We start from the raw sequence: 23,965 nt of genomic DNA, 5'->3' as shown, positions 1-23,965 counted from the left end.
TGATGACCTGGTTGAACGACACCCGCGACTCGTACGACAAGATCGCCGCCAGTTACGCCGACGAGACTCGCGACCTGCTCGACCGGCTGCTCCACGTCCGCGCGGGAGTCGTGCTGTTCAGCGAGCTGGTCCACGCGATCGGCGGCGGACCCGTCGCCGACATCGGCTGCGGACCGGGGCACACCACCGCCCTGCTCCGGGAGCTGGGCGCGGACGCGTTCGGCATCGACCTGTCCCCCGCGATGATCGAGATCGCCCGCAGCGGGCACCCGGGCGCACGATTCGAGACCGGATCGATGACCGACCTCCAGCTCGCCGACGGCTCCCTCGCCGGAGTGATCGCCTGGTGGTCGCTGATCCACATCCCGGACGAGGCGGTGCCCGGCGTCATCGGGCAGTTCCACCGGGTCCTACGACCGGGCGGGGTCCTGGCCGTGGGTTTCCACGTCGGCGCCGACCGGCCCGCCGCGCCTGCGGACACGCACTACCGCACACCGTCCCGGGTGGCCGATTGGATCCGGGAGGCGGGGTTCACCGTGGAGGCGCAACACCTGCTGCGCCCGGACGATCCGACCCCCGGGGCGATCCTGTTCGCACGGTCCTGAGTCGTCGCCACGGACCGCAGTGGTCGGCGATGCCGCGGCTCTGGACCGGCCGCCGCGGCATCGCCGATCGTCAGCCGATGCCGCCGGTGACCGAGGTGCCGGACTTCGTGATGCGGTAGGTGACCCGCGTGCCGCTCCAGAAGTGGAAGGTGAGGGTGACCGGGGCGCCGTCGTTGACCTCGGCGAAGAAGGCGGTTTTCAGGAGGATGGTGTTGGCGCTGTAGTCGGGTTGGAAGTGGTCCCAGAATCCTTTGTACGAGGTCCAGTTCGCAGGTCCGGCGTTGGTGCCGTCGGCGTACCTGGCCTCCATGGTGGCGAGCTGGTCGCCGCGGAACTGGGTGGGGATGGCGAACGAGCTCGTCGTCCCGGAGGCAGCCGTCTGGGTGGGCGGATCGTAGGTGATGATGCTGATCGGCCAGGGCTCGCCCGAGGAGAACCGGGCCGCGATGGTGGCGTTGACACCGTAGGCGCGGCTGCCGACCAGCCGCGTGAGGGCCGCCGCGGTGAGGGTGAGGGTGGTGCCGGACACCGTGTAGTCGGTGCCGCTGACGAGATCCGTGGTGCCCTGCCGCAGGCCGAGGAACGACGTGCCGCTGAGGTTGAGCGTGAGCGCCTTGCTGGTGATGGAGCCGGTGCGGGGCACGTACACCTGGTCCGACGACGCGGTCGCGGAGCGGGTGGTCCAGCTCGCCTTCATCATCGCGAACACGCCGGGGTCCCGCCAGCTGAGGTCGCCGCGGTTGAGGAACTGGCCGGCGTCCCACAGCATGGTCGTGAGCCGCCGGGTCCGGGCGTGGTAGCCGACGGCTTCGAGGAACTTCAGGAACTCGCCGCGCTCGATGATGCCCGGCCGGGTGTGGTCCCAGTTGAGCAGGGCCCACTCGCCGATGATCACCGGGATGCCCCGGGACACGAACGTGTTGTGGACGCGGTCGAAGGTGCCGATCAGGTCCTGCTCGACGGCGGAGTCGTAGCGGGTGCCGCCGGCGATGTTGGTGCTGAAGGGCCAGTACCCGTAGAAGTGGACCGTCGCGGCGACGTTGGGGTCGTGCAGCGCCGTGAAGGTCGCCGCCAGGCTGTCCAGTCGTCCCTGGTCGGCGTTGGTGAACAGGGTGGGCAGCACCAGCAGCCGGGTCGCGTTGCCGCCGCCCGACTGGCGGATGACCCGGACGAACTCGGCGTTCAGCTCGTGCAGGAGCTGGTAGCTCTGCTCGTCTCCGGATGCGCCGGTGAACTGCGGCTCGTTGATGCTCTCGAAGGTGAGCCGGGACGAGTGGCTGCGGAACGCGGCGGCGAGCTGTGTCCACACTGCGGTGAACCGGGCGAGCACGTTCGTGCGGTCGGTGGGGTAGGTGTTGATCCACTGCCAGGAGTCGTGATGCAGGTTGATCAACACGTAGAAGCCCTCGGCCAGGGACCAGTCGACGATCTGGCGGACGCGGTTCAGCCAGGCGGTGTCGATGGTGTAGGCGGGCGCGGAGCCGTGGTGGTTGCTCCACGTCACCGGGATCCGGATGCTGTTGTAGCCCTGCGCGCGTACGTGGTGGAGCATCGCCTGGGTCGTCAGCGGGTTGCCCCACGCGGTCTCGTCCGGGATGGCGTCGAGGGTGTTGCCCAGGTTCCAGCCGGGCTGCATCGCGGCCACGGTCGCCATCGGGTTGCCGGGCTGCGGCGATGTCGACGCCGACGCCGAGGGGGACGGCGACGTCGATCGGGACGGGCCGGCCGTCGGCGACGCCGTACCGCTGACGCCGCCGGTGCAGGTGACGCCGTTGAGCGTGAACGCCGTCGGTGTGGCGTTGCTGCCCGACCACGATCCGTTGAAGCCGAACGAGACCGTCGCGTTCGTGGCGACAGCGCCGTTGTAGCTCATGTTCGCCGCGGTGACCTGGGCACCGGACGACGTGACCGTGGCGTTCCACGCCTGCGTGACCTGCTGGCCGGACGGGAAGGTCCAGGCCAGGTTCCAGCCGGTGAGGGGGTCGCCGAGGTTGGTCACGGTCACGTTGGCGGTGAAGCCGCCGGTCCATTGTGACGACACGGCGTATGCCACGCGGCAGCCGGCTGCGGCCTGGGCGCTCACCGCCGTGATCATGCTCGTCGCCAGGAGCGCCGCCAAGCCGCCGGCGACCACGCCGGCCCGCCATCGGGTTCTTCGGATGCTCTGCAGGTTCACGGGGACGGTCCCTTCAGGGTCGGGTCGGTGCGGGCACGGAACGGACGTGGAGCCGTCTCGCCGCCGAGCGGCTGGCGGGCGATGGTGCGGGGAGGTCCGCCCGGAGGGGTCGAACCTCTGCGGCGCCGCACGGTTCGACCGAGAAACTATCGTTACCATTTCCAGAAAGTTTCGAGTCGCGACGCTACGCCTTTCCGGAATGGACGTCAATGAATTCCCTGCGGCATCAGCGGTCGCGGACGCGCCATACAGACACCCACCTCACGAACGAGGTTGACGGGATCGGCCAACGTCACTACGCTCGCGCCAGAAAGTGTCGTGGTGGTCCTGGAAACCATCCGGCCGGTCGGCCTCGCGTGGGGAGCCCGAAGTGGGAGTGGCACCTCTGGACGGATGGCCGGGCGGGATGTTCGCCAATCCGGTGATCGCCGGTCTGCACCCGGATCCGAGTGTCTGCCGGGTCGGTGCCGACTACTACCTCGCCTGCTCCAGCTTCGAGTACTTCCCCGGCGTACCCGTCTTCCACAGCCGGGACCTGGTGCACTGGCAGCAGATCGGCAACGCCCTGGACCGTCCGAGCCAGCTGCTCCTGCCGCCGCAGACGCCGTCGTCCGGCGGCGTCTACGCACCCACGCTGCGCCACCACGACGGCCGCTTCTGGCTGATCACGACCAACGTCGCGCCCGGCGGCGGCACCGCGGTGTTCACCGCCACCGACCCGGCCGGACCCTGGTCCGAACCCGTCGCCGTTCCCGGGGTCACCGGCATCGACCCCGACCTCGCCTGGGACGACGACGGCACCTGCTGGTGCACCTACGCCGGCATCGAGCAGATCCGCATCGACCCCGGCACCGGGCAGACGTTCGGCCCGCCCCGCCGGCTGTGGTCGGGAGCGCCCGGGGCGCAGGCGCCGGAGGCACCGCACCTCTACCGCGTCGGCGACCACTGGTACCTGCTGATCGCCGAGGGCGGTACCGAACGAGGACACGCCGTGTCTGTCGCCCGCGGCCCGACACCCGGCGGCCCCTTCGAACCGTGCCCGGCCAACCCCGTCCTCACCCACCGCGGCACCAACCGCCCGATCCAGAACACCGGCCACGCCGACCTCGTCGAGGCGCCCGACGGTTCCTGGTGGATGGTGCTGCTGGGAGTCCGCCCGGGCGGCGGCACCCCCGGCTGGCACGTGCTGGGCCGGGAGACGTTCCTGGCGCCGGTGACCTGGGTCGACGGGTGGCCGGTCGTCGGCGACGTGGCACCCGACATGGCGGCTCCCCCGTGGCCGCCCCACCCCGCGGCCCCGCCACCGACGCGCGACGACTTCGACTCCGACCGGTTGCACCCCCGCTGGGTCTCGGTCCGTTCCCGGCCGGACGAGAGCTGGTCCACCATGGACCGGGCGGGCTGGCTGAGCCTGCGCGCGGCCGGTGGATCGCTGGACGACCCTGCCGTGACGTTCGTCGGACGCCGCCAGCAGCACCCCTCCTGCCGGGTACGGGCACTGGTCGACGCCGCCGAGGGACGCGGCGGTGTCGCTGTCCGCCTGGACGAGTCGCATCACTACGAGATCGAGGTCGGTGACGGCCAGGTGCGGGTGGTCGCCCGGACCGCCGCCGTCCGGGCTGCCGTGGCCACCCGGGCCGCGCAGGCCGGACCGGTCCGGCTCCGGGTCGACGTGCTCGCCTCGCCTCGCGGCGACTGGCACCCGCGCCAGGAGCCCGACACGCTGAGGCTCGGAATCGAGGATGCCGACGGCGTCTTCGACGTGCTGGCCGAGCTCGACGGCCGCTACCTGTCGACCGAGGTGGCCGGCGGCTTCACCGGCCGGGTGATCGGCATGTACGCCGCGGCCGGCACCGTCCGCTTCGACTGGTTCGACTACGAGCCGACCGAGCACGGCGCAGCTCAGGGCTCCAGCACCCGGGCAGGGGCTATCCTTGCGCCCTGAACGGGTCCGGCCCGACCGGCCGACGGGCAACGCAGCAGGAGCAGCAATGAGGGGAGCCGGGTTGTCGCACGCCGAGTCGGACGAGCCGACCGCCGACGGCGAACGCGCTGGGGGCGGTCCGGCGGGACCGGTGACCATCTCCTACATCGCCGAGTCCGCGGGTGTGTCGGTCCCGACCGTGTCCAAGGTCCTCAACGGCCGCTCCGGCGTGGCCGCGGACACTCGCGCCCGGGTCGAGGCCCTGGTCAGCCAGTTCGGCTACCGCAAATCCACCTCGGCGAACCGCAGCACCATGCTGGAGCTCGTCTTCGACGAGCTGCAGCACCTGTGGGGCATCGAGATCATCCGCGGGGTCGAACGGGTCGCCCGCGAGCACCGGATGGGAGTCGTGCTGACCGAGTTCGGTCCCCAGCGCAGCGCCATCCGCTACTGGATCGACGACACCCTGGCGCGGCGGCCCGCCTGCATCGTGACGGTGGCACAGCTGTCGCCGGAGCAGCGCAACCAGCTGCGCTCCAGAGGGATTCCCTTCGTCGTCGTCGACCCCACCGCCGAGCTGCCCGACGACGTCCCGTTCGTCGGAGCCACCAACTGGACCGGCGGCCGGTCCGCCGCCCGCCACCTGATCGAGCTGGGCCACCGGCGGATCGCGATGATCAGCGGCCCCGACCGGATCCTGTGCTGCCAGGCCAGGCTGGACGGTTACCGCTCCGCCATGGCCGCCGCCGGACTCCCGGCCGACCTGGTCGTCCGCACCGATCTCACCCGGGAGGACGGCCACGCCGCGGCGCTGACCCTGCTGACCGGCCCCGACCGCCCGACGGCGATCTTCGCCGGCAACGACCTGCAGGCGCTCGGCGTCTACCAGGCCGCGCGAGCCCTCGGGCTGCGGATCCCCGCCGACCTCAGCGTGGTCGGCTTCGACGACCTGCCGATCGCCGCCCTCGTCGAACCACCGCTGACCACCGTCCACCAGCCGCTCACCGAGATGGCGGTCGCCGCCACCGAGCTGGCGCTCGCCCTGGGGCGCGGGGAGCGTACCCCCCAGATCGGTCTTGAACTGGCGACCACCCTCACGGTCCGCGGCAGCACCGCCCCGCCGCCGAGCTGACGGCGGAACGGCGCCGCAGGCGGGTTCCGGAGTTCCGGGTCAGGCGGGAATCGTCATCTTGATCTGGATGGGACGGTGCTCGCTGTGGATGGCGCCGAGCCTGGTCAGGCAGCAGTTGTCCAGGGACCTGCTGTACATGAAGCCGTCGATGCGCAGACCGTCGTTGGGGCCGTTGGGTTCGAGGTTCGCCCGGGCGCCGATGTCGTTGGGGTCCTGGTCGACGATCTTGTTCCAGTCGGCGCCGAGGACGGTGAGCCGGTCGGAGCCGCGGACGAAGTTGACGATGCTGAAGCCCATGTCGTCATACGGGCTACCCGGGCCGGTCTGGCAGCGGGCCGGGGGCATGTGCAGGGAGGCGACCCGGATCCAGCGGCCGTTGGCGAGCTTGATGTTGGTCTTGGCGATCCAGCGGGTCATGATGCCGCCGTCCGGGCACGGGCTCGCGTCGACGCCCTTCACCAGGCCGAAGCTCTCCCGGTCGGTGAAGACCGAACGCCGGATGACCAGGGCGCTGCCGGCCCGGTCCTCCGAGGAGGTGTCCTGCAGGACCAGCCAGGTGTCGGTGTTGACGAAGTCGGCCAGCCGGATCGACTTGGTCTCCTGGAGCAGGGCGATGTCGGCGTTGGGGGCGATGACGTTCTGCCAGTCCTGCTTGACGTTGGCCTGGGAGACGCCGAAATCGACGTTGGCGGTGACGAACCGCAGCGTCACCGGCGCCGCCGCTGCGGGCGCCGCCAGACCGGTCAGCACCGCCGCGGCGGCGAGCAGGACACAGGTGATACGCCGTACGTGCATGGCTGTTTCCTCTCGGTGGGTCACAGGAAGGCGCCGACGACGGGGGTGGCGTTGTCGGCGCCCCAGTTCAGGACCGCCGCGTAGAGCGCGCGGCGGCGATCGGCGCCGTTGTCGATCTGGGCCGGGGTGCAGGCCTTGACGCCGCTGCCGCAGACCCAGCCGTGCAGGAAGATCCGCCAGCCGCCGTCCAGCGACGGTGTGACGTCGCCGCCGCCCGGTCCGCAGATGCCGGTGCCCGCGGTGGTCAGGAGGGTGTGCTCGGTCGCGCCGCCGAAGTGCCAGCGGTCCGTCGAGCGCAGCCACACCGTGGCGTAACTGCAGTTGTCGTAGCCGTAGCGGGAGGCGAGCAGGACGAACTGGTTGCCGCGCTGGACCATCACCGGGTTCTCGATGATGCCGTCACGCCGCAGGAGCTCGGCGCTGTCGTTGCCGAACCAGTGCAGGCCGTTGTCGGTCAGCCGGACCATCCGCAGCGTGGACGGCGTCTGCTGGGTCTTGTAGAGCAGGAAGCGCTTGCCGTCGCCGTCGACGAAGGGGGACGGGTCGATCACCCCGGCGTCGGCGATCGGCCGGCCGGGCACGCGGTCCTCGCCGCCCTGACGGCCGCCCGGGCAGACCAGGGGCTGGCCGGTGGGCAGGAAGTCGCCCGCCGGATCGTTGGAGGTGGCGACCGCGACGCCGATGCACCGCTGCCCGCCGAAGTCCTTGGCCGGTGCGGAGAAGTACATCACGAACCCGGCGCTGGTACGCCAGATGTCCGGTGCCCAGACGTCGCCGGACGCCATCCAGGCCGGTCGGGCATCGAGGTCCAGGGCAGCGCCCTCGTTGGTCCAGGGCCCGACCGCTTCCCGGCCCCGGCTGACCCGGGCGCCCGATCCGGTCGAGTAGAGGTAGAAGTCGCCGTTCTCGCGGTACACACCCGGATCGGCGATCGAGTACGACGGCGCGTACACGGGGGTCGGGGCGGCCGCGTACGCCGTATCCGGCGATGCGAGCAGCAGCATGACCACCGCGGTGAAGCCGAGCCTGTTCCGCAGGAGCATTCTCATGCAGCGCACCGTAAGAAATAGGGCTACATGAATCCTCCAGACTCGCTCCAGGGTGGGAACCGGCCCCGATTGCGGCTCTGCTGAAGCAGTCGGCACACCGCCGGTGGCGGAGGAGGTTTTCCGCAGCTCCTAGGTGGGTACCTCTCCGGCATGATCGATACCTTTGGGCCCGAGCGTGGTGACCGGGGTCTAGCGGCTCCACGGTCAGCCTGGACGGTGCAGCCCGGATTCGGCAGCTCGCTGCCTGCTAAGCACGCCGACTCCGCCGGTGGCGACATTCGCGCCCACCTCGGCACGTACGTCTACGGCGCGGTCTTCCCCACGACCAGCCAGGACCTGATCAAGGCGGCCACCGATCATCAGGCCGATGACGATGTCGTGAGCATCCTGCGGCAACTGGACCCGGTGACCGGGTTCTGCACTCCCGCCGAGGTGTGGCGGGCCCTGGAGCTGGGGACAGACAACCGCTTCTGAACGGCCGCCGTACCCGCCTGAGCCCTGCGCTCCCCTTCCTCACCGGCGGCGGTGGCGGGCGGGCGGTAACCGCCCGCCCGCCACCGCGCCGATGTCACGCGGCGATGCCGTCCACGGGCCGGTCGTAGTGCCGGTGCGCCTCGATCGCGACGACGAGGTCACCGACGAACGCGTTGACCTTCTTGGCGCCTTCGGCGAGGAACACCACACCGTCGAGCGCACCCGCGATCGGCTTGCTCGCCGGCGCCCCCTGGCGGTCGGACTCCCCGAAGACGGGCAGCCGGGCCGCCTGCGCCAGCCGCTCGCCCGCGCCGAGGACGCCCAGCGGTTTGGCGTGCTTGTAGGCCTCCGCCACGAAGTGCACGGCGACACCGTCGGCGACCAGCACGTCCACCGCTTCTCCGCCGCCACCCACGACGACCGCGTCGTAGAGCACCGACGCGACGGTGTTCATCGCGCGGTCCACCGGCAGGGCCTTCCCATCGGCGGCTTCGACTGCTCCGTCTACGGGTGCCAGCAGCTCCACCACCGCCCCCTGAGCGGTCAGCGCGTCGCGTACGCCGATGACAGCCCCCGCGTCGACGCCGGGAGCGACCAGGATCGCGACCTTCCGTCCCACGATCCCGGCACCGGGCTGGCTGAGCTGGCTCAGCGCGGGCGACAGCCGCGCATGGGCGGGTTTCGCCGCCTTCGGTGCGGCCACCCCGATCCCGGCCGCCACCGACACCGCGAGCGTGTGGTCGATCCGGTTGAGGTGGTCGACCATCAGCGTGCGGATGTGCATCGCGGTGACCTTGCCCAGCTCGAAGCGGTACGCCGCGACGATGTGCTCCTTCTCCCAGGCGCTCATGCTGTTCCAGAACAGGGTGGCCTGGCCGTAATGGTCGGCGAACGTCTCCGCCCGCTTACGCGCCTTCACCCCGTCGACCTGGTCCGGACGGTGCACGAAGGCACCGCCGCCCGCACCCGCCACCGCCGGGAACCCGCCGCCGAGGGAGTTCGGGTGGTAGTTGGCCTGCCCGACCCGGATGCCGTGCTGGTGGAAGCCGTCCTGCTGGTGGTTGTGCACCGGCGCGACCGGCCGGTTGATCGGCAGCTGCGCGAAGTTCGGCCCGCCCAGACGGGTGAGCTGCGTGTCGAGATAGGAGAACAGCCGGGCCTGCAGCAGCGGGTCGTTGGTGAAGTCGATGCCCGGCACGACGTTGCTGACGAGGAAGGCCACCTGCTCGGTCTCGGCGAAGAAGTTGTCCGGGTTGCGGTTGAGGGTCAGCTTCCCGACCGGCACCACCGGCACCACCTCCTCCGGAACGAGCTTGGTCGGGTCGAGCAGGTCGAGGTCGTCGAAGGCGAACTCGTCGGCCTCGGCGATCAGCTGCACTCCCAGCTCGTACTCGGGGAAGGCGCCGGACTCGATCGACTCCCACAGGTCGCGGCGGTGGAAGTCCGGGTCCTTGCCGGAGATCTTCTGCGCCTCGTCCCAGACCAGGGAGTGGACGCCGGCGAGCGGCTTCCAGTGGAACTTCACGAACGTCGCGGTCCCGTCCGCGGCGACGAACCGGAACGTGTGGACGCCGAACCCCTGCATGGTGCGGTAGCTGCGGGGCAGCGCCCGGTCCGACATCACCCAGATCAGGTGGTGCATCGTCTCGGGCTGCAGCGACACGAAGTCCCAGAACGTGTCATGCGCCGATGCCGCCTGCGGGATCTCGTTGTGCGGCTCCGGTTTGACGGCGTGGATGATGTCGGGGAACTTGATGCCGTCCTGGATGAAGAAGACCGGCATGTTGTTGCCGACCAGGTCGAAGTTGCCCTGCTCGGTGTAGAACTTCACCGCGAACCCGCGTACGTCGCGGGCGGTGTCGGTCGAGCCCCGCGAGCCCTGCACGGTGGAGAAGCGCACGAACACCGGCGTACGCACCGCCGGGTCGGTCAGGAACGCGGCTGCGGTGTAGCGGCTCATCTCGTCGCCGTAGGGCTGGAAGTAGCCGTGCGCCCCGGACCCGCGGGCGTGCACCACGCGCTCCGGGATCCGCTCGTGGTCGAACCTCGTGATCTTCTCGCGCAGGTGGAAGTCCTCCAGCAGGTTCGGGCCCCGCGGACCCGCCCGCAACGCGTTGTCGGTGTCCTCGACACCGATGCCCTGATCGGTCGTCATCACCGCGTCGGCCGATCCGACGCGGTAGGCGTCCAGCTGCACGTCCTTGGGGTTGTCGGTCTCCACCGACGGCGGCTCGACCGCCGCCACCGGCTCCTTGACCGCGGCCTTCTTCGCCGGCGCGGTCTTCTTCGCCGGTGCCTTGTCCGTGGCTACTGCCTTCTTCGGCTTGCCGGTCATGACCGCTGCTCCCCATCCGTCATCGTCATGGCGTCCCTCAGCGCGACGCTCACCTGGTCGAACACGTCCTTCGGTGGACCCGGCAGCGGCAGCATCGTCTGAGCAGCCCGCAGGGTCTCCTGCATGCGCGCGAGCTCGACCGGGTCCACCACTTCCTGGAGCTGCGGGAACTCCAGCTCCTCCTCGGCCTGCGCGTGTGCCGCGACCGCGTCGCGCAGCTCCGCCAGCTGCACGTCGAACTGCGCTTCGTCGACATCGAGCTCGTAGAGGCCGGCGAGTGCGGACTTGGCTTCCTCCTCCTCCGCCAGCCGCTGCCCGACCACCGTCGCGCCGTCGGCGATCACGGTCTCGGCGGCGGGGTGGATCAGCGCCTGCTCGACACTCTCGTGCACCGCCATCACCCCGACCAGTTCCTGGAACAGCTGCTTGCGATGGTCGCCGCTGGCGGTCGCGATCTGGGCGAAGAGCAGCTTGATCTGTTGGTGCTGGGCCAGCAGGCCCGTTATGACGTCGTCGGCCGTGGTAGGCACTTCGTCTCCTCACTAGATGTGATGAGGGTGGCCGAGCGGCAGACGCGCAAGCAGGGCCCGCCGTAGGCACGCGTCGGCGAGCTCGTTCTGCCATCCTGACCGAGTACCGACGCCCTCCAGGGGGAAATGCCCTAAACGACATCTTTTAAACAAGCTCGCGCGGAACTACCGGGCGGCGGGGATGGTGACGAAGGGATTGTCCAGGTCTCCGACGTACTGGTCGTTGCCGACGGCGGTGTGCTTGCCGCCCAGCCGCAGCGGGCTGCTGTTGGCAACCGTCAGAGCCGGGGGGATGGGCCGGCGGGCGGCCTCAGCCCCGTCCACCGTCAGCACGAGCGCCGCGGCGAGCCGCTGGCACACCACCGTGTGCCAGGCCCCGTCGGCGACCGCTGTCCGACCGCGGGCGATGTAGGCACGGTGGTCGCCGACACCGATCAGTACGCAACTGGGCCGGCCGGCGTCCACCTGCAGCTTGTACTGGGCCGGTGACTGGCGCAGGCCCTTCTGGAGCACGTTGGCGCCCCGTCGCACCTGGCCGGCGGTGATGCGGACCGCGGCGCCGAAGGAGAACGGGCGGCCGCCCGGGTTGAGGGCGGCCGGGTCCGGCTGGCTCTCCACGATGACCCGGCAGGCGTTGCGGCGCGATCTGCACCGGTCCGGGAACAGCAACGCGTTGCCCGACCCGTGGGGGGTCAACGCGACGGCTCCACCGCCGACGGCCACCACGTGCAGGGACACGTCGCCGGACTGGGCGACCGTACCCGTCGCCGCCGTGAACACGAACCGAGTCTCCGTCCCCGGTACGGGCATGGCGGCCGCCGTACGAGAAGGTGCCGCAGCGGTAGCCGTAGCAATGGTCACCAGCAGCACCCGGACAGCCAGACGTCGCACACCGACAGACACCCAAAGACCATTTATCGTCACAATGTCCGATTTTCCTTTTTAGGGTCGAGTGAAACATCAGGTCTTGAAGATTTCGGGTTGCTGCGGTTCTCTTCCGTGGCAGCTCAGCCTGAGGACCCCTCGTCTTCGACCATCTTTCCGCCTCGCGGAACCTTTCATTGCCTGCGCGAATGCCCCGAGGAGATCCTGATTCGCCGGATCGAACGCCGTTGGCGGCGGACCCAACGAGCGGAGAGAGGCGAAGACGTGACCGACATCTATGCACTGGTGGAAAAGCTGCTCCGGGAGCGGCTGCACGTATCCGCAGACCTGGTGGACCCCGGTCGAACCCTTGAGGAACTGGGCCTGGACTCCCTGGCGCGGGTCGAGCTCGGCATCATGATCGACGATGAATGCGGCATCCCACCAAAGGCATTGGGCGCTGTGACCGCGCAATCGACCGTCGGTGAGGTCGTCGACATGCTGCGCATGGCGCAGGAGGAGCAGGCATGAGCGACCGGGACATCGCCGTCACCGGACTCGGCGTCGTCTGTGCGGCGGGAACGGGGACAGCCGCGATGTGGGCCGGTCTGCGGGCCGGTCGGTCGCTCGCCGCCGTCGATCCCCGCCTCAGCGGGCTGCCCTGCGAGTTCGGATGCGCCGTCACGGGGTTCGACCCGATCGGCGAGCTCGGACGGAACCTTGCCTGGCGGCTCGACCCGTTCGCACAGATGGCGATCGTCGCAGCCCGCGAAGCGATTCGTGATGCCGGACTCGACACCGCGAGCTGGGACCCGACGCGGGTCGGTGTCATCATCGGCACCGGTTCGAACAGCACCCACCGCTACGCCCGCGCCTTCGCCCAGATCGCCGCCGGGGACGCGGCCAGGGTGTCGGCGTTGACCACCTCCCGCAGCGTGCCCAACATGGCGGCCGGAGAGGTGGCGATGGACCTGCAGGTCCAGGGTCCGTCGTTCGCGACCAGCAGCGCCTGCGCCTCCGGTGCCACCGCGATCGGCGTGGCCCGGGACCTGCTCCGGGCCGGCACCTGCGACATCGTGGTGGCGGGCGGCGCCGAGTCCGTGCTCTCGCCCTTCACCGCGACGATCCTCGCCCAGACCAGCGCGGTCTCCAAACGGTCCTGGGACCCGGCAGGAGCCTGCCGTCCGTTCGACGCCGAGCGGGACGGATTCGTCCTGGGTGAAGGTGCCGGCCTGCTGGTACTCGAACGCCCCGACTTCGCTGCGGCCCGCAACGCCCGGATCAGAGCGCTCCTGACCGGATACGCCGCCTCCAGCGACGCCCACCACTTCGCCGCGCCGCACCCGGAGGGCCGGGGGGCGGCCCAGGCGATGCGGGCCGCCCTTCGCGACGCCGGGCTGGACCCGGCGGCAATCGGGCACGTCAACACCCACGGCACCTCGACCCAGGCCGGCGACCTCGCCGAATACCTCGCGCTGCGGCAGGTCTTCACCACCGTGCCCCCGGTGACCGCGACGAAGAGCATCGTCGGGCACACGATCGGCGCCGCGGGCGCCATCGAGGCGGCGTGCACCGTCCTCGCGCTCCAGCACCAGGAGGTTCCGCCGACGGCCAATCTGGACCGACTCGATCCGGAGATCGACCTCGACGTCGTCACCGGCTGCCCGCGCCCGCTGCGCCACACCGCCGCGATGAGCAACTCCTTCGGCTTCGGCGGCCAGAACGCCAGCCTGGTCTTCCACACTCCGTGACGAACGAGAAGGACCGACCCGTGACCCTCGCCGACACCGTCTGGGTACCGCCACTCGCAGGCACCAGAGAACGCCTCGGTTATCTGGCCGGCATGGACTCGACGACACACTTCGCCGACATCGACGCCGCCCAGGTCGACCTCGCCGACCCCTACGCGGCCTTGAGCGGCGTCGTCCTCGCCATCGCCCGGAAACACGGCGCCCGCCGAGCTGCGGCGATGTGCCGGGGCGCCAGCACACTGCTGCGGGCGGTCCTGGACGCGCCCGACCAGTTCGACGCGGTGGTCCTCATCGTGCCGTTCGCGTTCGACCAGCCTCGACTCGACGGCACCGAGTTCGTGGCCGGGCTCACCGAGGCCGCCGCACAGCAACAGGTCGGGACCATCGAGCAGATGCTCCTGAGCACGCTCGCCGAGCCCGGCCGCTCCACGGTCGCCGCGCGTGCCTGGGCTCTCACCTGCGCCCAGCGTTACATCCTGCCCGAGACGCAGGCGGTGTTCCGCTGGCTCTGCGCCGGTGTCCCCACCGCCGGAATCGACCTGGCTACTCCCGCGCCGCAGACGCGAGTCCTGGTGGTGGGACAACCGGGCGACATCGTGCATCCCCTACCGGTCGCGCAGGCCATCGCGGACTACTTCCCGCAGTCCATGCTGCTCATGTGCGACGACTCGGCTGACATCTTCGCCCGGCGGCGCGAGATCGACGCAGTGGTCACCGAGTTCCTCGCAGGCTGAGCAGCACGGCGGTCGTCTCCGCGCCGAGCGACTCGGCGGCCCGAGCGATGACCTCTTCCAGATCCGCGAGTTCACCGGCCGTCACGGTGAGTGCCCGTGGGCTCGGCCGCCGCTGATCACGAACTGCCACGTCCCGGGCGAGCCGCGTCGCATCTGCACGGCCGCGCCCGGCCAGCCGCGGATCGGCGTCGGCAGCCAGGATCAGCGCCGCCCGCAGCTGCGTAGCCCCGGTCCCGGCCCGGAGGAACCGGTATCCGGCCAGCCGCAGCTCGGCACGCCCATCGCCGAGCAGCTCCCAGAGCAGGGCCGCCGGTACGGCGACATTCCGCCGCCGCAGTACCGCACCGGCCACGCGTACGACATCGGCCGACGGGTCGCGCAGCAGCGCGATCACCTTCCCGGCCGGTACGGCGTCGAGCTGGAGCAGTCCGAGGACGGCCTGCGCCCGCAGCTCCGCGTCCGGGTGTGCCAGCAGCAGCTCGATCGACGCCGCATCGCCGGAGGAACCGGTCTCCGCGAGTCCGGCGACGGCACCGAGAGCGGGGACCTCCTGCGCCACCGCCCGGCGGTAGTGCGCCAGCGCATCCCCGCCGGCACGGCGGACTGCGTCCCGCGCCACCGCGCGGACCAGGGCCGACTCGTCGTCGAGATATGGGCTGACCTGGTCGTCGTATCCGGCCCGGCTCAGGCCCGTCAGCGCCTGCACCCGGACCTCGGAGTGAGCGCTGCGCGCCAGACGCTGCAGGGTCGCCGTCCGCCGGGTCCAGACCGCTTCGCGGCAGGCGGCTTCGGCCGCGCGGGAGCGGATGCGGATGTCGGCGTCGGACTCGGCGAACGCGAGCAGCTGCTCGATGCGCCACCAGCGCTGCGCGAGGCCGGTGTCGAACACGAGCCGGCGTTGCTCGCGGTCCGGCGAGGCGGCCAGCCGCTGCCGAAGGGCCACCGGCGCGGTGGTCAGCGCAGCCGTGAGCTGGGTCCGGGCGAAGCCGCCCCGCAGCCGCCCGTCGATGAGCAGTGCCATCCCGAGGGCCGCGGGCAGCATGGCGGCCAGGTCGTCGGCGAGCAGCAGCGCGAGCCCGGCCCGGGCGCGGTCGCGCACCTGCTGCACCCAATCGGTGGTACGCAGCAGCAGGAACGGCATGAGCTCGGCGACCGGCGCGGCGACGATCCTGGCCACCGCGGTCTCGCGTACCCGTCCGTCGGCGTGGGTGCTCGCCAGCGCCAGCCCGATGGGGCCGATGGCGGAGCTGTTCAGATGCGACATCACGGCGTCTATCGCCGGTCTGCTCCTCGGCGACCACCACAGCCGCCGCCGGGCGTTCTCGTCCAGCCGCGCCACCGCTTTCGGCGTGCCGACGAGCAGGGTCAGCGCCGACCTGGCCGCGTCGATGTCGGCCCCGCGCTCGATCTCGGCGAGCACCTCGGCGAGCCGGGCGACCTCGTCCCAGCCACGGCGCTCCGCCGCGTCGACGGCCTCGGCGAACCCCGAAGGCAGACGCTCGGGCGGGCCTGTCGCCCCGTGGCGGCTCGGTGCGGTCCTGCTCATCCCGACATCCTGCCGCAGCCGCGCGGCAGGTCACAGCGGATTAGCTCCTCGGTCGACACCACGACGGTGGTGCCGACCGAGGACGCCGCTACGGGCTGGTGCAGGTGGCGCCGGAGGGCACCGCCGTGTCGCTGCCCGGCCGGCTGGCCTGGAAGCCCCAGGTGGTAGCGGCACCGGCACCGAGCGCGGCGTTCTGCCCGGTGATGCCGCGCGCGGTCACGGTCTGGCCGCTGACCGTCACGGTGGCGTTCCAGGAGCCGGTGAGGGCGTGCCCGGCGGGCAGGGTGAAGGTCACGGTCCAGCCGCTGATCGCGGTCGGGCCGGTGTTGGTGACGGTGTTGGGCTGCATGACATAGCCGCCGCCCCACCCGGTCTGCAGGGTCAGAGTCGCCGAGCAGCCGCCGCCCCCGCCGCCGGTGGTCGTGACGGTGAGGACGGACGCGGCATAGGGACCGGTGCCGGTCGAGTTCGCGCCGCGGACCCGGTAGCGGTAGGTGGTGCCCGCGCTGAGGCCGGTGTCGGCGTACGAGGTGGTGGTGGGGTTGGCGAGCGCGGCGAAGCCGGTGCAGGCCGAACCGGTGCAGCGTTCGAGCTGGTAGCTCGTGGCGGCGGTCGCGGCGGTCCAGGACACGGTCAGCGAGGTGGCGGTGACGCCGCTCGCGGTGACCGCCCCGCTGATCGTGCCGGGCAGCTGTCCGGCGGCGCCGGTGGTGACAGCGGTGATCCCCGAGTAGGGCGAGGCTCCGGCCGTGTTGGTGGCCCGCACCCGGTACCGGTAGCCGGTCGCGGCGGTCAGGCCCGAGTCGGCGAACGCCGTCGTCGTGGCGGTGCCGACCTGGGCGAAGGCGGTGCAGGCGGACCCCTGGCAGCGCTCGATCTCATAGCCGCCGACCGTCCCCGACGAGGCGGTCCAGCTCAGGCTGACCGACGACGCCGTGATCGCGGACGCCACGGGGGTGCCGGGTGCGCCCGGGGGCACCGGGGTCTGCCCGCCGAGCAGCGGGGTCAGCGCCGGATACCAGCGGTCGGAGATCTTCTGGAAGCCCGAGTCGTCGGGGTGGACGCCGTCGCCGTTGGTGTCGGCGACGGTGTCGAATCCGGTGAACTGGTCGACCACGGTGATCGGCGACTGCGCAGTGGATTTGCCCGCGGCCCAGCCGGGGATGGCGCCGTTGAGCGCGGCGACCCCGGTCGGGCACCAGGTGCAGCCGCTCGGTGTCATCGGGATGATCTGCGCGGCCAGGATCTTGATGTTCGGGTTGCTCGCGCGCATCTGGTCGACGAGCTTGCTGAAGGCGGCGAGGATCGTCGCGGCGGGAATGTTGTTCCAGACGTCGTTGGTGCCCAGGTGCATCAGGACGATGTCGGGCCGGGTCGCGGCGAGCCATGCCGGGAGCTGGTTCTGGTCGGCGATGCCGGTGGCCTTGAACCCGCCGTGGCCCTCGTTGTCGCCGTCGTGGGCGACGGAGCAGCCGCCGCCGGGCAGCGTACCGACGAAGTCGATGTCGGTGAACCCGCTGCGCTGCAGGCGGTCCCAGAGCACCGCCCGCCAGCACCCCGGTCCGCCGGTGATGGAGTCGCCGAGGGGCATGATCCGGACGGGTGCCGCAGCCGACTGTGCCGGTGTGGCGACGGTGAAGGTGAGCAGCATGGCGAGTGCGGCGAGGACGGCGCCAGCCGATCGGGACGTTGGTGATCGATACATGCGATTGCCTCCGTAGGGCGTTTTCAGAGGCTTCGATGGAAGCGCTCCCACATTCCACTTCGGTGATGACGTTGTCAATGCTTGGATGGCGTCATGATCTCGCGTACCGTCCGCAACAACGCCCGCTGGGTGCGACCTCGTCTGCCGCACGCACGGCCTCCCGACCGCCTTCGGCGAGCGGACCTGGGCAAGTCGGGCGCGCACCCCGCGCTTCTACCCCGACGCGGTCTCCCTCGTCGCGGGCCTGTCAGCCAACGAGGTCCTCACCGGCACCGAACGCGGCGCCGGCTGCTCGGTCAAGGACAGCTTCGCCGATGCCGACCTGTCCGGCCGCGGCTTCACCGTGCTCTTCGAAGCACAGTGGATCACGCACGACGGGGCCGATCTCCGCAGCGACCTCGACTGGTCGGCGACCGACGACTTCACCGCGTGGACCACCGGCTGGTCGGGCGGCGAGCCGCAGGAGATCCTCCGCCCCGAACTGCTGCACGATCCGGGGGTGGTGCTCCTGGCGGGGATTCAGGACGGGGAGGTCGTCGCGGGCGCCATCGCCCACCGCAGCGACGGCGTGATCGGTGTCGGCAACGTCTTCGGACCGCCCGAGCAGGCGTGGCCCGGGCTGATCGGGCACCTCACGCGCCGCTTCCCGGCAACACCCCTCGTCGGGTACGAGCACGGCGACGACCTCGCCGTGGCCCGCCGGTTCGGCTGCCGCCCGATCGGCCCCCTGCGCGTCTGGGTGTCCGCGGCGGCGTGAGGCGGCGTACCCGGCGGAGGGGTTTGCCGGTCGTGGACCGGCCGCGGCCACGCCGCCTGTTCCGACACTGAGTGGGAACAGGCGGCGTGGCCCCACCCACCGCGCCGAGAGGGGGACGGGCGGGTGGTCTCAGTAAAGTCGAGAACCTCTTAGCAGTTTACCTGCTCAAATAGATCAGAATCAATCAAATGGGTTCTCTTTCGCAGCTCACCACCCGAACGAGCGAACGGCTACTCCGTGCGCAGAGCCGTCGCCGTGCGGGTCCGGGCCGCCCACCCGGCGGGCAGGAGCGAGCCGACCACCGCGATCAGCAGCCCGCCCAGACCGAAGACCACCAGCTCAGCGGGCCGGTAGACATCCACGACCGAGGTGGGCAGGCTGAACCCGGTGACGCGCCCCATCTCCCCGATGACCAGCCGCTGCAGGAGCACCCCCGCCGGTGCCCCGATGGCACCGCCGATCAGACCCGTGACGATGACCGACGACACGACCATCGAGATCGTCTGCCGCGGCGTCATCCCCAGTGCCTTGTGCACGCCCAGGTCGTGGACGCGTTCGCGGGTCTCCAGGACGACCATGTTGAGCACGCCCAGCGCCGCGACGGTGACGAGCAGCAGGGTGAGCAGGGCCGCCAGGGCGTCGACGATCACGATGAACTCGGCCGTGTCGTCCTCGGTGACCTCTGCGGTCGCCCCGGCCCCGGTGAGCGCGGTGTTCAGCGACGCCACATAGGCGGCCGCGTCGGTGCCCGGCTTGAGGGTGATGTTGTACTCCATCGGCCTCAGGTCCGGCTCGGCCGCCATGAGGGTCGCGGCATCGGTGAGGAGCTCCAGGCCCTTGTTCTCGGAGTTGAAGACCTCGCCGACGATCCGGACGGTGATCGGCGTGCTGTGGTCGGTGAGGACGACGCTGTCGCCGATCGTGGTGTGGGTGGCGGTGAGGAACGGTTTCGCCACCACGATCTGCCCGGGCCCGGTGAGCCAGCTGCCGGAGATCATCCGGTAGCCGTAGGCCGAGTTGTCGCCGGTGAACCCGACGATGTCGAGCTCCTCGGTGATCCCGGCGACGGTCACCTCCGAGCGGGCGACACCGCTGTATCCGCTGGTGCCCGCCTGTGCGGTGATCGCCTTGACGACCGCCACCGGGTCCGGCGCCTCGGGCGGACCCATGGCCACCCTTCCCGGTTCGCCCCCGGGCGGCGTCCCCTCCGGCGGCGGCCCCGACATCTGCCGTCCCGGGGTGATCTCGACGTCGCCGTGCCGTTCGGTGGCCTGGACCTCGTTCAGGGAGGCGCTCAGCCCGACGGCGAAGGTCGCGGAGGCCGCACCGAAGGCGATCGCCATGACGATCGTCGCCGTCCGCAACGGCCGGGCGAACGGATGGGCCAGCCCCAGGGTGACCGGTCGCGGCAGCGGGAACCGTCCCGCCAGTCGCGCCGCCCACTGCCCACGACCAGGCCCGGGGGTACGCCCCACCGCGAGCACATCGACCGTGCGCAGCCTCCCGGCCCGGGACGCCGCAGCCCAGGCGGTCACCGCCACCATGGCGAGTGCCCCGGCGAGCACGACGGCGTCGACCCAGGGCGTGACGCCGGTGTCGGCGGTGCCGTAGATCGAGTTCGTCTCCGCCAGGATCGGGATGGCGAGCACGTTGCCGGTGACGACTCCCAGCACCGCACCGACCGAGGCGGGGATGAGCGCCTGGACCGTGTAGGCGCGTACCACCTGGTTCGGGGTGAACCCGAGTGCCTTGAGGATGCCGATGCGCCGGGTTCCGGTGCTGACGGCACCGGCGATGACGTTGCCGATGATGAGGACCGCCATCAGGACGCCGAGCACCCCGAACGCGATCAGGAACGGCACCAGCAGGATCGTGTTGCCGCTGCTGACGGCCTTGGTGGTGAGCCAGGACCGCATGCCGGCCACCGCTCCCGCCGCGACGGTGCCCTCGATCGCGGCCCGGTCGGCGTCGATCTGCGCCGCGGTGTCGGCGGAGGCGAAGCGGTAGAGCATCTGATATCCACCGGACCGACCCGCCGGGATCAGTGCGGTGACCTGCGCGGGCGTCACCCACCCCCCGGCGGTCCCGCTGACCGACCGGGCCACTCCGACCACGGTGAGGGAGGGTTTGTCGGGCAGGTCCGGCAGCGACAGCACGTCGCCCACCTTCGGCTGCATGCTGGGCGGCATCCTCGGGTCGCCCTGCACGACGATCTCGCCGAGCGCGCTCACCCACCGCCCGCTGGTGAGGGCGACGGCGTCGACGCGACCACCCGGGTCCGTCCGGCCGACCACGGTGATCGGCTGAAGGTGGCGGGCGCCCTCGGACTCGGGGCTGATCGCGGTGGTCGGGAACGGTCCCGCCGACGCGGTGACCCCGGCCGCCCCGGCCGATGCCGCGACCTGCTCCAGGGTCGCCTTGGTCGCGTCGAACTCGGCGGTCAGGTGCGCGCCGTGCTGCTGGTCGAAGGCCCGGTCGAAGGGCCCGTTGGAGGCGACCATCAGGGTCGCGCCGAGGACGGCGGCGGTCACCGCGAGCAGCACCACCATCGCGATCACGACGGTCTGCACCCGGCGCCGGCCGACCCCGGCGCGGACCACCCGGCCCAGTGCGCTCATCGGGCCCGCTCCACCGCGGTGTCGGCGGCGACCCGGCCGTCGACGAGCTGGACGGTGCGGGTCGCGCAGGACTCGGCCAGGGCCAGGTCGTGGGTGACCAGGACGATCGTCTGGCCGTCGGCGTGCAGGTCGTTGAGGAGTTGCCGGACCTCGTCGCCGGAGGCGGTGTCCAGGGCACCGGTCGGTTCGTCGGCGAGCAGCAGCGGCGGCCGGTTCATCAGCGCCCGGGCGACGGCGACCCGCTGGCGTTCGCCGCCGGACAGGCGGCCGGGGTAGGCGCGGGAGTGCCGGTCGATGCCGAGGGTGCCGAGCAGCTCCGCGGCGCGGGTCTGCGCGGTGCCCCGGGCCATTCCGGCCAGCTGCGCCGGGAGCATCACGTTGTCGGCGACGGTCAGGTCGTCGAGGAGGTTGAAGAACTGGAACACCATCCCGACCTTGGCCCGGCGGTAGCGGGCCGAACCGGCCTCGCCCAGCTCGTCGACGCGGACGCCGTCCACGGTCACGGTGCCGCTGCTGGGCCGGTCCAGCCCGGCGACCAGGTTCAGCAGGGTGGACTTGCCGCTGCCGGACGGTCCCAGGATCGCCACGGCCTCCCCCGCCATGATCTTCAGGGACACGCGGTCCAGTGCGGGCGGCCCCTCGTCGTACCTGCGGCTCACGTCGCTCAGCTCGATCACCGGGAGGGTCATGGCGGATCTCCTTCATCGTCGTCCGTTTCTGGCGCGATTGAAGCTAGGTCCGCGGCGGGTCGGCGGGCGTCGGCCACCGGAGCCATCTCCGCTCCCGCGCAGGGATGAGGCGCCCCGGTGTCATCCCTGAGACGTAGTCCAGCGGAGTAGTCCAGGTGGTCAGTAGGGTGGACGCCGCAGGCCAGGGCCGTCGGCGAGAATGGCCCGGTGAAGCTGACGGCGGTACGCGAGCGGGTGCGGGACGGGATCAGGCTGCTGCGCCCGTCCGGGCCGATGCCGCCGCTGTCGGGGCGCGACCAGATCTTCGACGTGGTCCTGGCGCTGAGCCTGCTGATCCTCGCGATCCTCGGGGGCGACGAGAGCGGCGACGCCGAGTACCGGGGCCCCGTCGAAGTCGACCCCGGCTTCCCGCCCGGGCTCCCCCCGATCCACCGCGTGGCCGAGCCGTTCCTGCCGATCGAGCACGAGCAGACCGGCTGGTCGCTGGTCATGTTCCTGGTGGTGCTGCCGCTGGTGTTCCGGCGCCGCTTCCCGCTGGCGATGCTGTGGGTCGTCCTGTGCATGGCTCCCCTGGTCAGCGACTACGACTCCTACGACGCGGCGCTGCGGCTGTCGTTCTACGCCTGTGTCATCGCCGCCTACAGCGCCGCCGTCTACAGCCCCTACCGGATCCTCGCCCTGGCCAGCCTGCCGATCGCGGCGCTCATCTACACCCAGATCCGGGAACCGGCGCTGCCCACGGTGCCCGACGACGCCGTACCCTTCCTCATCCTGATCCCGATCGCCGTCGCCGCGACGGGCCTGCGCCGCTGGAAGCATCGCGCCGACGAACGGCACGAGCAGCTCTCCGCCCTCGAACGCGAGCAGGCCGAGGCACTGCGCCGCGCGGCCGAGCACGAACGCGCCCGCATCGCCCGCGAGCTGCACGATGTCGTCACCCACAACGTCAGCGTCATGGTCATCCAGGCGGGCGCCGCCCGCAAGGTCATGGAGGCCAGCCCCGACCAGGCCCGCGAGGCGCTGCTGGCGGTGGAGGCGGGCGGGCGGGCCGCCATGGCCGAGCTGCGCCACGTCATGGGCCTGCTCACCATGGACAGCGACGGCCCGGACCCGGCCGCGACGAGCGACCTGACCCCGCAGCCGGGTCTGGACCGCCTCGAAGCGCTGGTCCAGCGGGTCCGCGACACCGGGATCGCCGTCGATCTCACGGTCACCGGCGAGCCGCGGCCGCTGCTGCCCGGCGTCGAGCTCACCGCCTACCGCGTCGTCCAGGAAGCGCTGACGAACACGGTCAAGCACGCCGCCGGCGCGAGCGCGGAAGTCGTCGTCGACTACCGCTCCGACCGGCTCCGGGTCGAGGTCACCGACGGCGGGGGAAAGCCGACCGCGTCCGCCGGCACCGGCAACGGCCACGGGCTGATCGGGCTGCGCGAACGGCTGGCGGTCTATGGCGGAGAATTGCAGGCCGGGCGACGTATCAGCGGGGGCTATCGGGTCACCGCGCTCATTCCCCTGGAGGCACCGTGACCGACCTTCCCGGTGCGCTCCGGGTCGTCGTCGCCGACGACCAGGCGCTGGTCCGGACCGGCTTCCGGATGATCCTGACGGCTGACGGGATCGATGTGGTGGCCGAGGCGACCAACGGTGCCGAGGCCGTCGACGCGGTCCGGCGGACACGGCCCGATGTCGTGCTGATGGACATCCGGATGCCGGAGATGGACGGGCTGGAGGCGACCCGGCGGATCCTCACCGGTGCCGCGGGCGAGCCGCAGGTGATCATCCTGACCACGTTCGACCTGGACCACTACGTCTATGCGGCGCTGTCGGCCGGTGCGAGCGGGTTCCTGCTCAAGGACGTCACGCCGGAGCACCTCGTCGCGGCCGTCCGCATGATCCGGTCCGGGGACGCGTTGCTGGCACCGGCGATCACCCGGCGGCTGGTGGCCCGGTTCGCGGGGCGCGGCGACGACGCCGCGGCGATCCACCGGGACCTGTCGGCGCTGACGCCCCGGGAGCTGGAGGTGCTGCGGCTGCTGGCCCAGGGGTTGAGCAACGCGGAGCTCGCGGCGCACCTGCACCTGTCGGAGGCGACGGTGAAGACGCACGTCGCCCACATCCTCGGCAAGCTCGGGCTGCGCGACCGGGTGCAGGCGGTGGTGGTCGCCTACCAGACCGGGCTGGTCAGCCCCAGCGGCACTGCGACAGGTGCCGATTAGGCATCTGAGCGGATCATCCTGGGCCACCGCCCGGGACGGGCCGGGCAAGTCGGGACGCCATTCGG

20 protein-coding genes are annotated in these 23,965 nt (G+C 71.2%); 10 read left to right on the top strand and 10 right to left on the bottom strand.

The genetic code is table 11. From position 1 onward, the window contains the following. Nucleotides 1–2 precede the first annotated feature (2 nt). On the top strand, nucleotides 3–605 hold the full coding sequence (locus F4553_RS38230; protein ID WP_184846344.1) for a class I SAM-dependent methyltransferase: 603 nt from the start codon (nucleotides 3–5) through the stop codon (nucleotides 603–605). 70 nt (nucleotides 606–675) lie between these two features. Here F4553_RS38230 and F4553_RS38225 read toward each other — a convergent pair whose 3' ends face one another. After that, a complete protein-coding gene (locus F4553_RS38225; RefSeq protein WP_376776340.1) occupies nucleotides 676–2,781 on the bottom strand; it encodes a cellulase family glycosylhydrolase in 2,106 nt (701 codons plus the stop codon). Between the two features lie 370 nt (nucleotides 2,782–3,151). Here F4553_RS38225 and F4553_RS38220 point away from each other — a divergent pair, with 370 nt between their 5' ends. Continuing rightward, nucleotides 3,152–4,726, top strand: a complete 1,575-nt coding sequence (locus F4553_RS38220; protein WP_312875547.1) for a glycoside hydrolase family 43 protein — start codon at nucleotides 3,152–3,154, stop codon at nucleotides 4,724–4,726. 46 nt (nucleotides 4,727–4,772) lie between these two features. After that, nucleotides 4,773–5,837 (top strand): LacI family DNA-binding transcriptional regulator, encoded by a 1,065-nt coding sequence (locus F4553_RS38215; RefSeq protein ID WP_184846342.1) that lies wholly within the window; start codon nucleotides 4,773–4,775, stop codon nucleotides 5,835–5,837. A 39-nt stretch (nucleotides 5,838–5,876) separates the two neighbouring features. Here the strand turns inward: F4553_RS38215 and F4553_RS38210 are convergent, their stop codons facing one another. Then, nucleotides 5,877–6,632, bottom strand: coding sequence for an endonuclease/exonuclease/phosphatase family protein (locus F4553_RS38210; RefSeq protein ID WP_184846340.1), 756 nt, complete (start codon nucleotides 6,630–6,632; stop codon nucleotides 5,877–5,879). 20 nt (nucleotides 6,633–6,652) lie between these two features. Continuing rightward, a complete protein-coding gene (locus F4553_RS38205) occupies nucleotides 6,653–7,681 on the bottom strand; it encodes a family 43 glycosylhydrolase (protein ID WP_184846338.1) in 1,029 nt (342 codons plus the stop codon). Between the two features lie 216 nt (nucleotides 7,682–7,897). Here F4553_RS38205 and F4553_RS38200 point away from each other — a divergent pair, with 216 nt between their 5' ends. Beyond that, a complete protein-coding gene (locus tag F4553_RS38200) occupies nucleotides 7,898–8,155 on the top strand; it encodes a DUF2795 domain-containing protein (protein ID WP_184846336.1) in 258 nt (85 codons plus the stop codon). 94 nt (nucleotides 8,156–8,249) lie between these two features. On the opposite strand, the gene F4553_RS38195 is transcribed toward F4553_RS38200, so the two are convergent. The 3 genes from F4553_RS38195 to F4553_RS38185 form a co-directional block, all read right to left on the bottom strand. Further along, nucleotides 8,250–10,490: a catalase gene (locus F4553_RS38195; RefSeq protein WP_184846334.1), complete on the bottom strand. Its 2,241-nt coding sequence runs from the start codon at nucleotides 10,488–10,490 to the stop codon at nucleotides 8,250–8,252. Continuing rightward, nucleotides 10,487–11,020, bottom strand: coding sequence for a hemerythrin domain-containing protein (locus F4553_RS38190; protein WP_184846332.1), 534 nt, complete (start codon nucleotides 11,018–11,020; stop codon nucleotides 10,487–10,489). The genes F4553_RS38195 and F4553_RS38190 overlap by 4 nt, the downstream gene beginning before the upstream one ends. Nucleotides 11,021–11,185: 165 nt before the next feature. Further along, nucleotides 11,186–11,800 carry a LamG-like jellyroll fold domain-containing protein gene (locus tag F4553_RS38185; RefSeq protein WP_184846330.1) on the bottom strand — a complete coding sequence of 205 codons (615 nt, stop codon included), beginning with the start codon at nucleotides 11,798–11,800 and terminating at the stop codon, nucleotides 11,186–11,188. 369 nt (nucleotides 11,801–12,169) lie between these two features. Between F4553_RS38185 and F4553_RS42710 the strand changes: the two genes are divergently transcribed. The 3 genes from F4553_RS42710 to F4553_RS38170 are packed head-to-tail and all read left to right on the top strand — an operon-like array spanning nucleotide 12,170 to nucleotide 14,369. Beyond that, on the top strand, nucleotides 12,170–12,415 hold the full coding sequence (locus tag F4553_RS42710) for an acyl carrier protein (protein WP_184846328.1): 246 nt from the start codon (nucleotides 12,170–12,172) through the stop codon (nucleotides 12,413–12,415). After that, nucleotides 12,412–13,635, top strand: a complete 1,224-nt coding sequence (locus F4553_RS38175) for a beta-ketoacyl-[acyl-carrier-protein] synthase family protein (protein ID WP_184846326.1) — start codon at nucleotides 12,412–12,414, stop codon at nucleotides 13,633–13,635. Before F4553_RS42710 ends, F4553_RS38175 begins: the two co-directional genes overlap by 4 nt. A gap of 20 nt (nucleotides 13,636–13,655) precedes the next feature. Then, entirely contained in the window at nucleotides 13,656–14,369 is a 714-nt protein-coding gene (locus F4553_RS38170; RefSeq protein ID WP_184846324.1) for a hypothetical protein, read from the top strand. On the opposite strand, the gene F4553_RS38165 is transcribed toward F4553_RS38170, so the two are convergent. Together F4553_RS38165 and F4553_RS38160 are read right to left on the bottom strand one after the other, a co-directional pair. Beyond that, on the bottom strand, nucleotides 14,347–15,915 hold the full coding sequence (locus F4553_RS38165; protein WP_184846322.1) for a hypothetical protein: 1,569 nt from the start codon (nucleotides 15,913–15,915) through the stop codon (nucleotides 14,347–14,349). The genes F4553_RS38170 and F4553_RS38165 overlap by 23 nt on opposite strands. An 88-nt stretch (nucleotides 15,916–16,003) precedes the next feature. Next, nucleotides 16,004–17,620, bottom strand: coding sequence for a fibronectin type III domain-containing protein (locus tag F4553_RS38160; protein WP_184846320.1), 1,617 nt, complete (start codon nucleotides 17,618–17,620; stop codon nucleotides 16,004–16,006). A 343-nt stretch (nucleotides 17,621–17,963) separates the two neighbouring features. Between F4553_RS38160 and F4553_RS40380 the strand changes: the two genes are divergently transcribed. Further along, the gene (locus F4553_RS40380; RefSeq protein WP_221470646.1) at nucleotides 17,964–18,377 is read left to right on the top strand and encodes a hypothetical protein; all 414 of its coding nucleotides are present in this window, start codon (nucleotides 17,964–17,966) and stop codon (nucleotides 18,375–18,377) included. A 230-nt stretch (nucleotides 18,378–18,607) separates the two neighbouring features. Here F4553_RS40380 and F4553_RS38150 read toward each other — a convergent pair whose 3' ends face one another. Beyond that, nucleotides 18,608–20,995 (bottom strand): ABC transporter permease, encoded by a 2,388-nt coding sequence (locus tag F4553_RS38150; protein WP_184846318.1) that lies wholly within the window; start codon nucleotides 20,993–20,995, stop codon nucleotides 18,608–18,610. Further along, a complete protein-coding gene (locus F4553_RS38145) occupies nucleotides 20,992–21,684 on the bottom strand; it encodes an ABC transporter ATP-binding protein (RefSeq protein WP_184846316.1) in 693 nt (230 codons plus the stop codon). The genes F4553_RS38150 and F4553_RS38145 overlap by 4 nt, the downstream gene beginning before the upstream one ends. 207 nt (nucleotides 21,685–21,891) lie before the next feature. Between F4553_RS38145 and F4553_RS38140 the strand changes: the two genes are divergently transcribed. Both F4553_RS38140 and F4553_RS38135 read left to right on the top strand, forming a co-directional pair. Next, entirely contained in the window at nucleotides 21,892–23,211 is a 1,320-nt protein-coding gene (locus F4553_RS38140; RefSeq protein ID WP_312875546.1) for a sensor histidine kinase, read from the top strand. Beyond that, complete coding sequence (locus F4553_RS38135; RefSeq protein WP_184846314.1) at nucleotides 23,208–23,900, top strand: response regulator; 693 nt, start codon at nucleotides 23,208–23,210, stop codon at nucleotides 23,898–23,900. Before F4553_RS38140 ends, F4553_RS38135 begins: the two co-directional genes overlap by 4 nt. Nucleotides 23,901–23,965 lie beyond the last annotated feature (65 nt).

This window comes from Allocatelliglobosispora scoriae (assembly GCF_014204945.1).
GTDB lineage: Bacteria > Actinomycetota > Actinomycetes > Mycobacteriales > Micromonosporaceae > Allocatelliglobosispora > Allocatelliglobosispora scoriae.
The sequence above is the reverse complement of the archived record's forward strand: the minus strand, read 5'-3'. Positions and strand labels throughout refer to the sequence as shown.

What these genes read in the sequence shown, in the direction of transcription:
- F4553_RS38195 (WP_184846334.1), bottom strand. Translation starts at nt 10,490, where the DNA reads ATGACCGGCAAGCCGAAGAAGGCAGTAGCCACGGACAAGGCACCGGCG.
- F4553_RS38175 (WP_184846326.1), top strand. Translation starts at nt 12,412, where the DNA reads ATGAGCGACCGGGACATCGCCGTCACCGGACTCGGCGTCGTCTGTGCG.
- F4553_RS38230 (WP_184846344.1), top strand. Translation starts at nt 3, where the DNA reads ATGACCTGGTTGAACGACACCCGCGACTCGTACGACAAGATCGCCGCC.
- F4553_RS38150 (WP_184846318.1), bottom strand. Translation starts at nt 20,995, where the DNA reads ATGAGCGCACTGGGCCGGGTGGTCCGCGCCGGGGTCGGCCGGCGCCGG.
- F4553_RS38145 (WP_184846316.1), bottom strand. Translation starts at nt 21,684, where the DNA reads ATGACCCTCCCGGTGATCGAGCTGAGCGACGTGAGCCGCAGGTACGAC.
- F4553_RS38210 (WP_184846340.1), bottom strand. Translation starts at nt 6,632, where the DNA reads ATGCACGTACGGCGTATCACCTGTGTCCTGCTCGCCGCCGCGGCGGTG.
- F4553_RS38165 (WP_184846322.1), bottom strand. Translation starts at nt 15,915, where the DNA reads ATGAGCAGGACCGCACCGAGCCGCCACGGGGCGACAGGCCCGCCCGAG.
- F4553_RS38215 (WP_184846342.1), top strand. Translation starts at nt 4,773, where the DNA reads ATGAGGGGAGCCGGGTTGTCGCACGCCGAGTCGGACGAGCCGACCGCC.
- F4553_RS38160 (WP_184846320.1), bottom strand. Translation starts at nt 17,620, where the DNA reads ATGTATCGATCACCAACGTCCCGATCGGCTGGCGCCGTCCTCGCCGCA.
- F4553_RS38205 (WP_184846338.1), bottom strand. Translation starts at nt 7,681, where the DNA reads ATGAGAATGCTCCTGCGGAACAGGCTCGGCTTCACCGCGGTGGTCATG.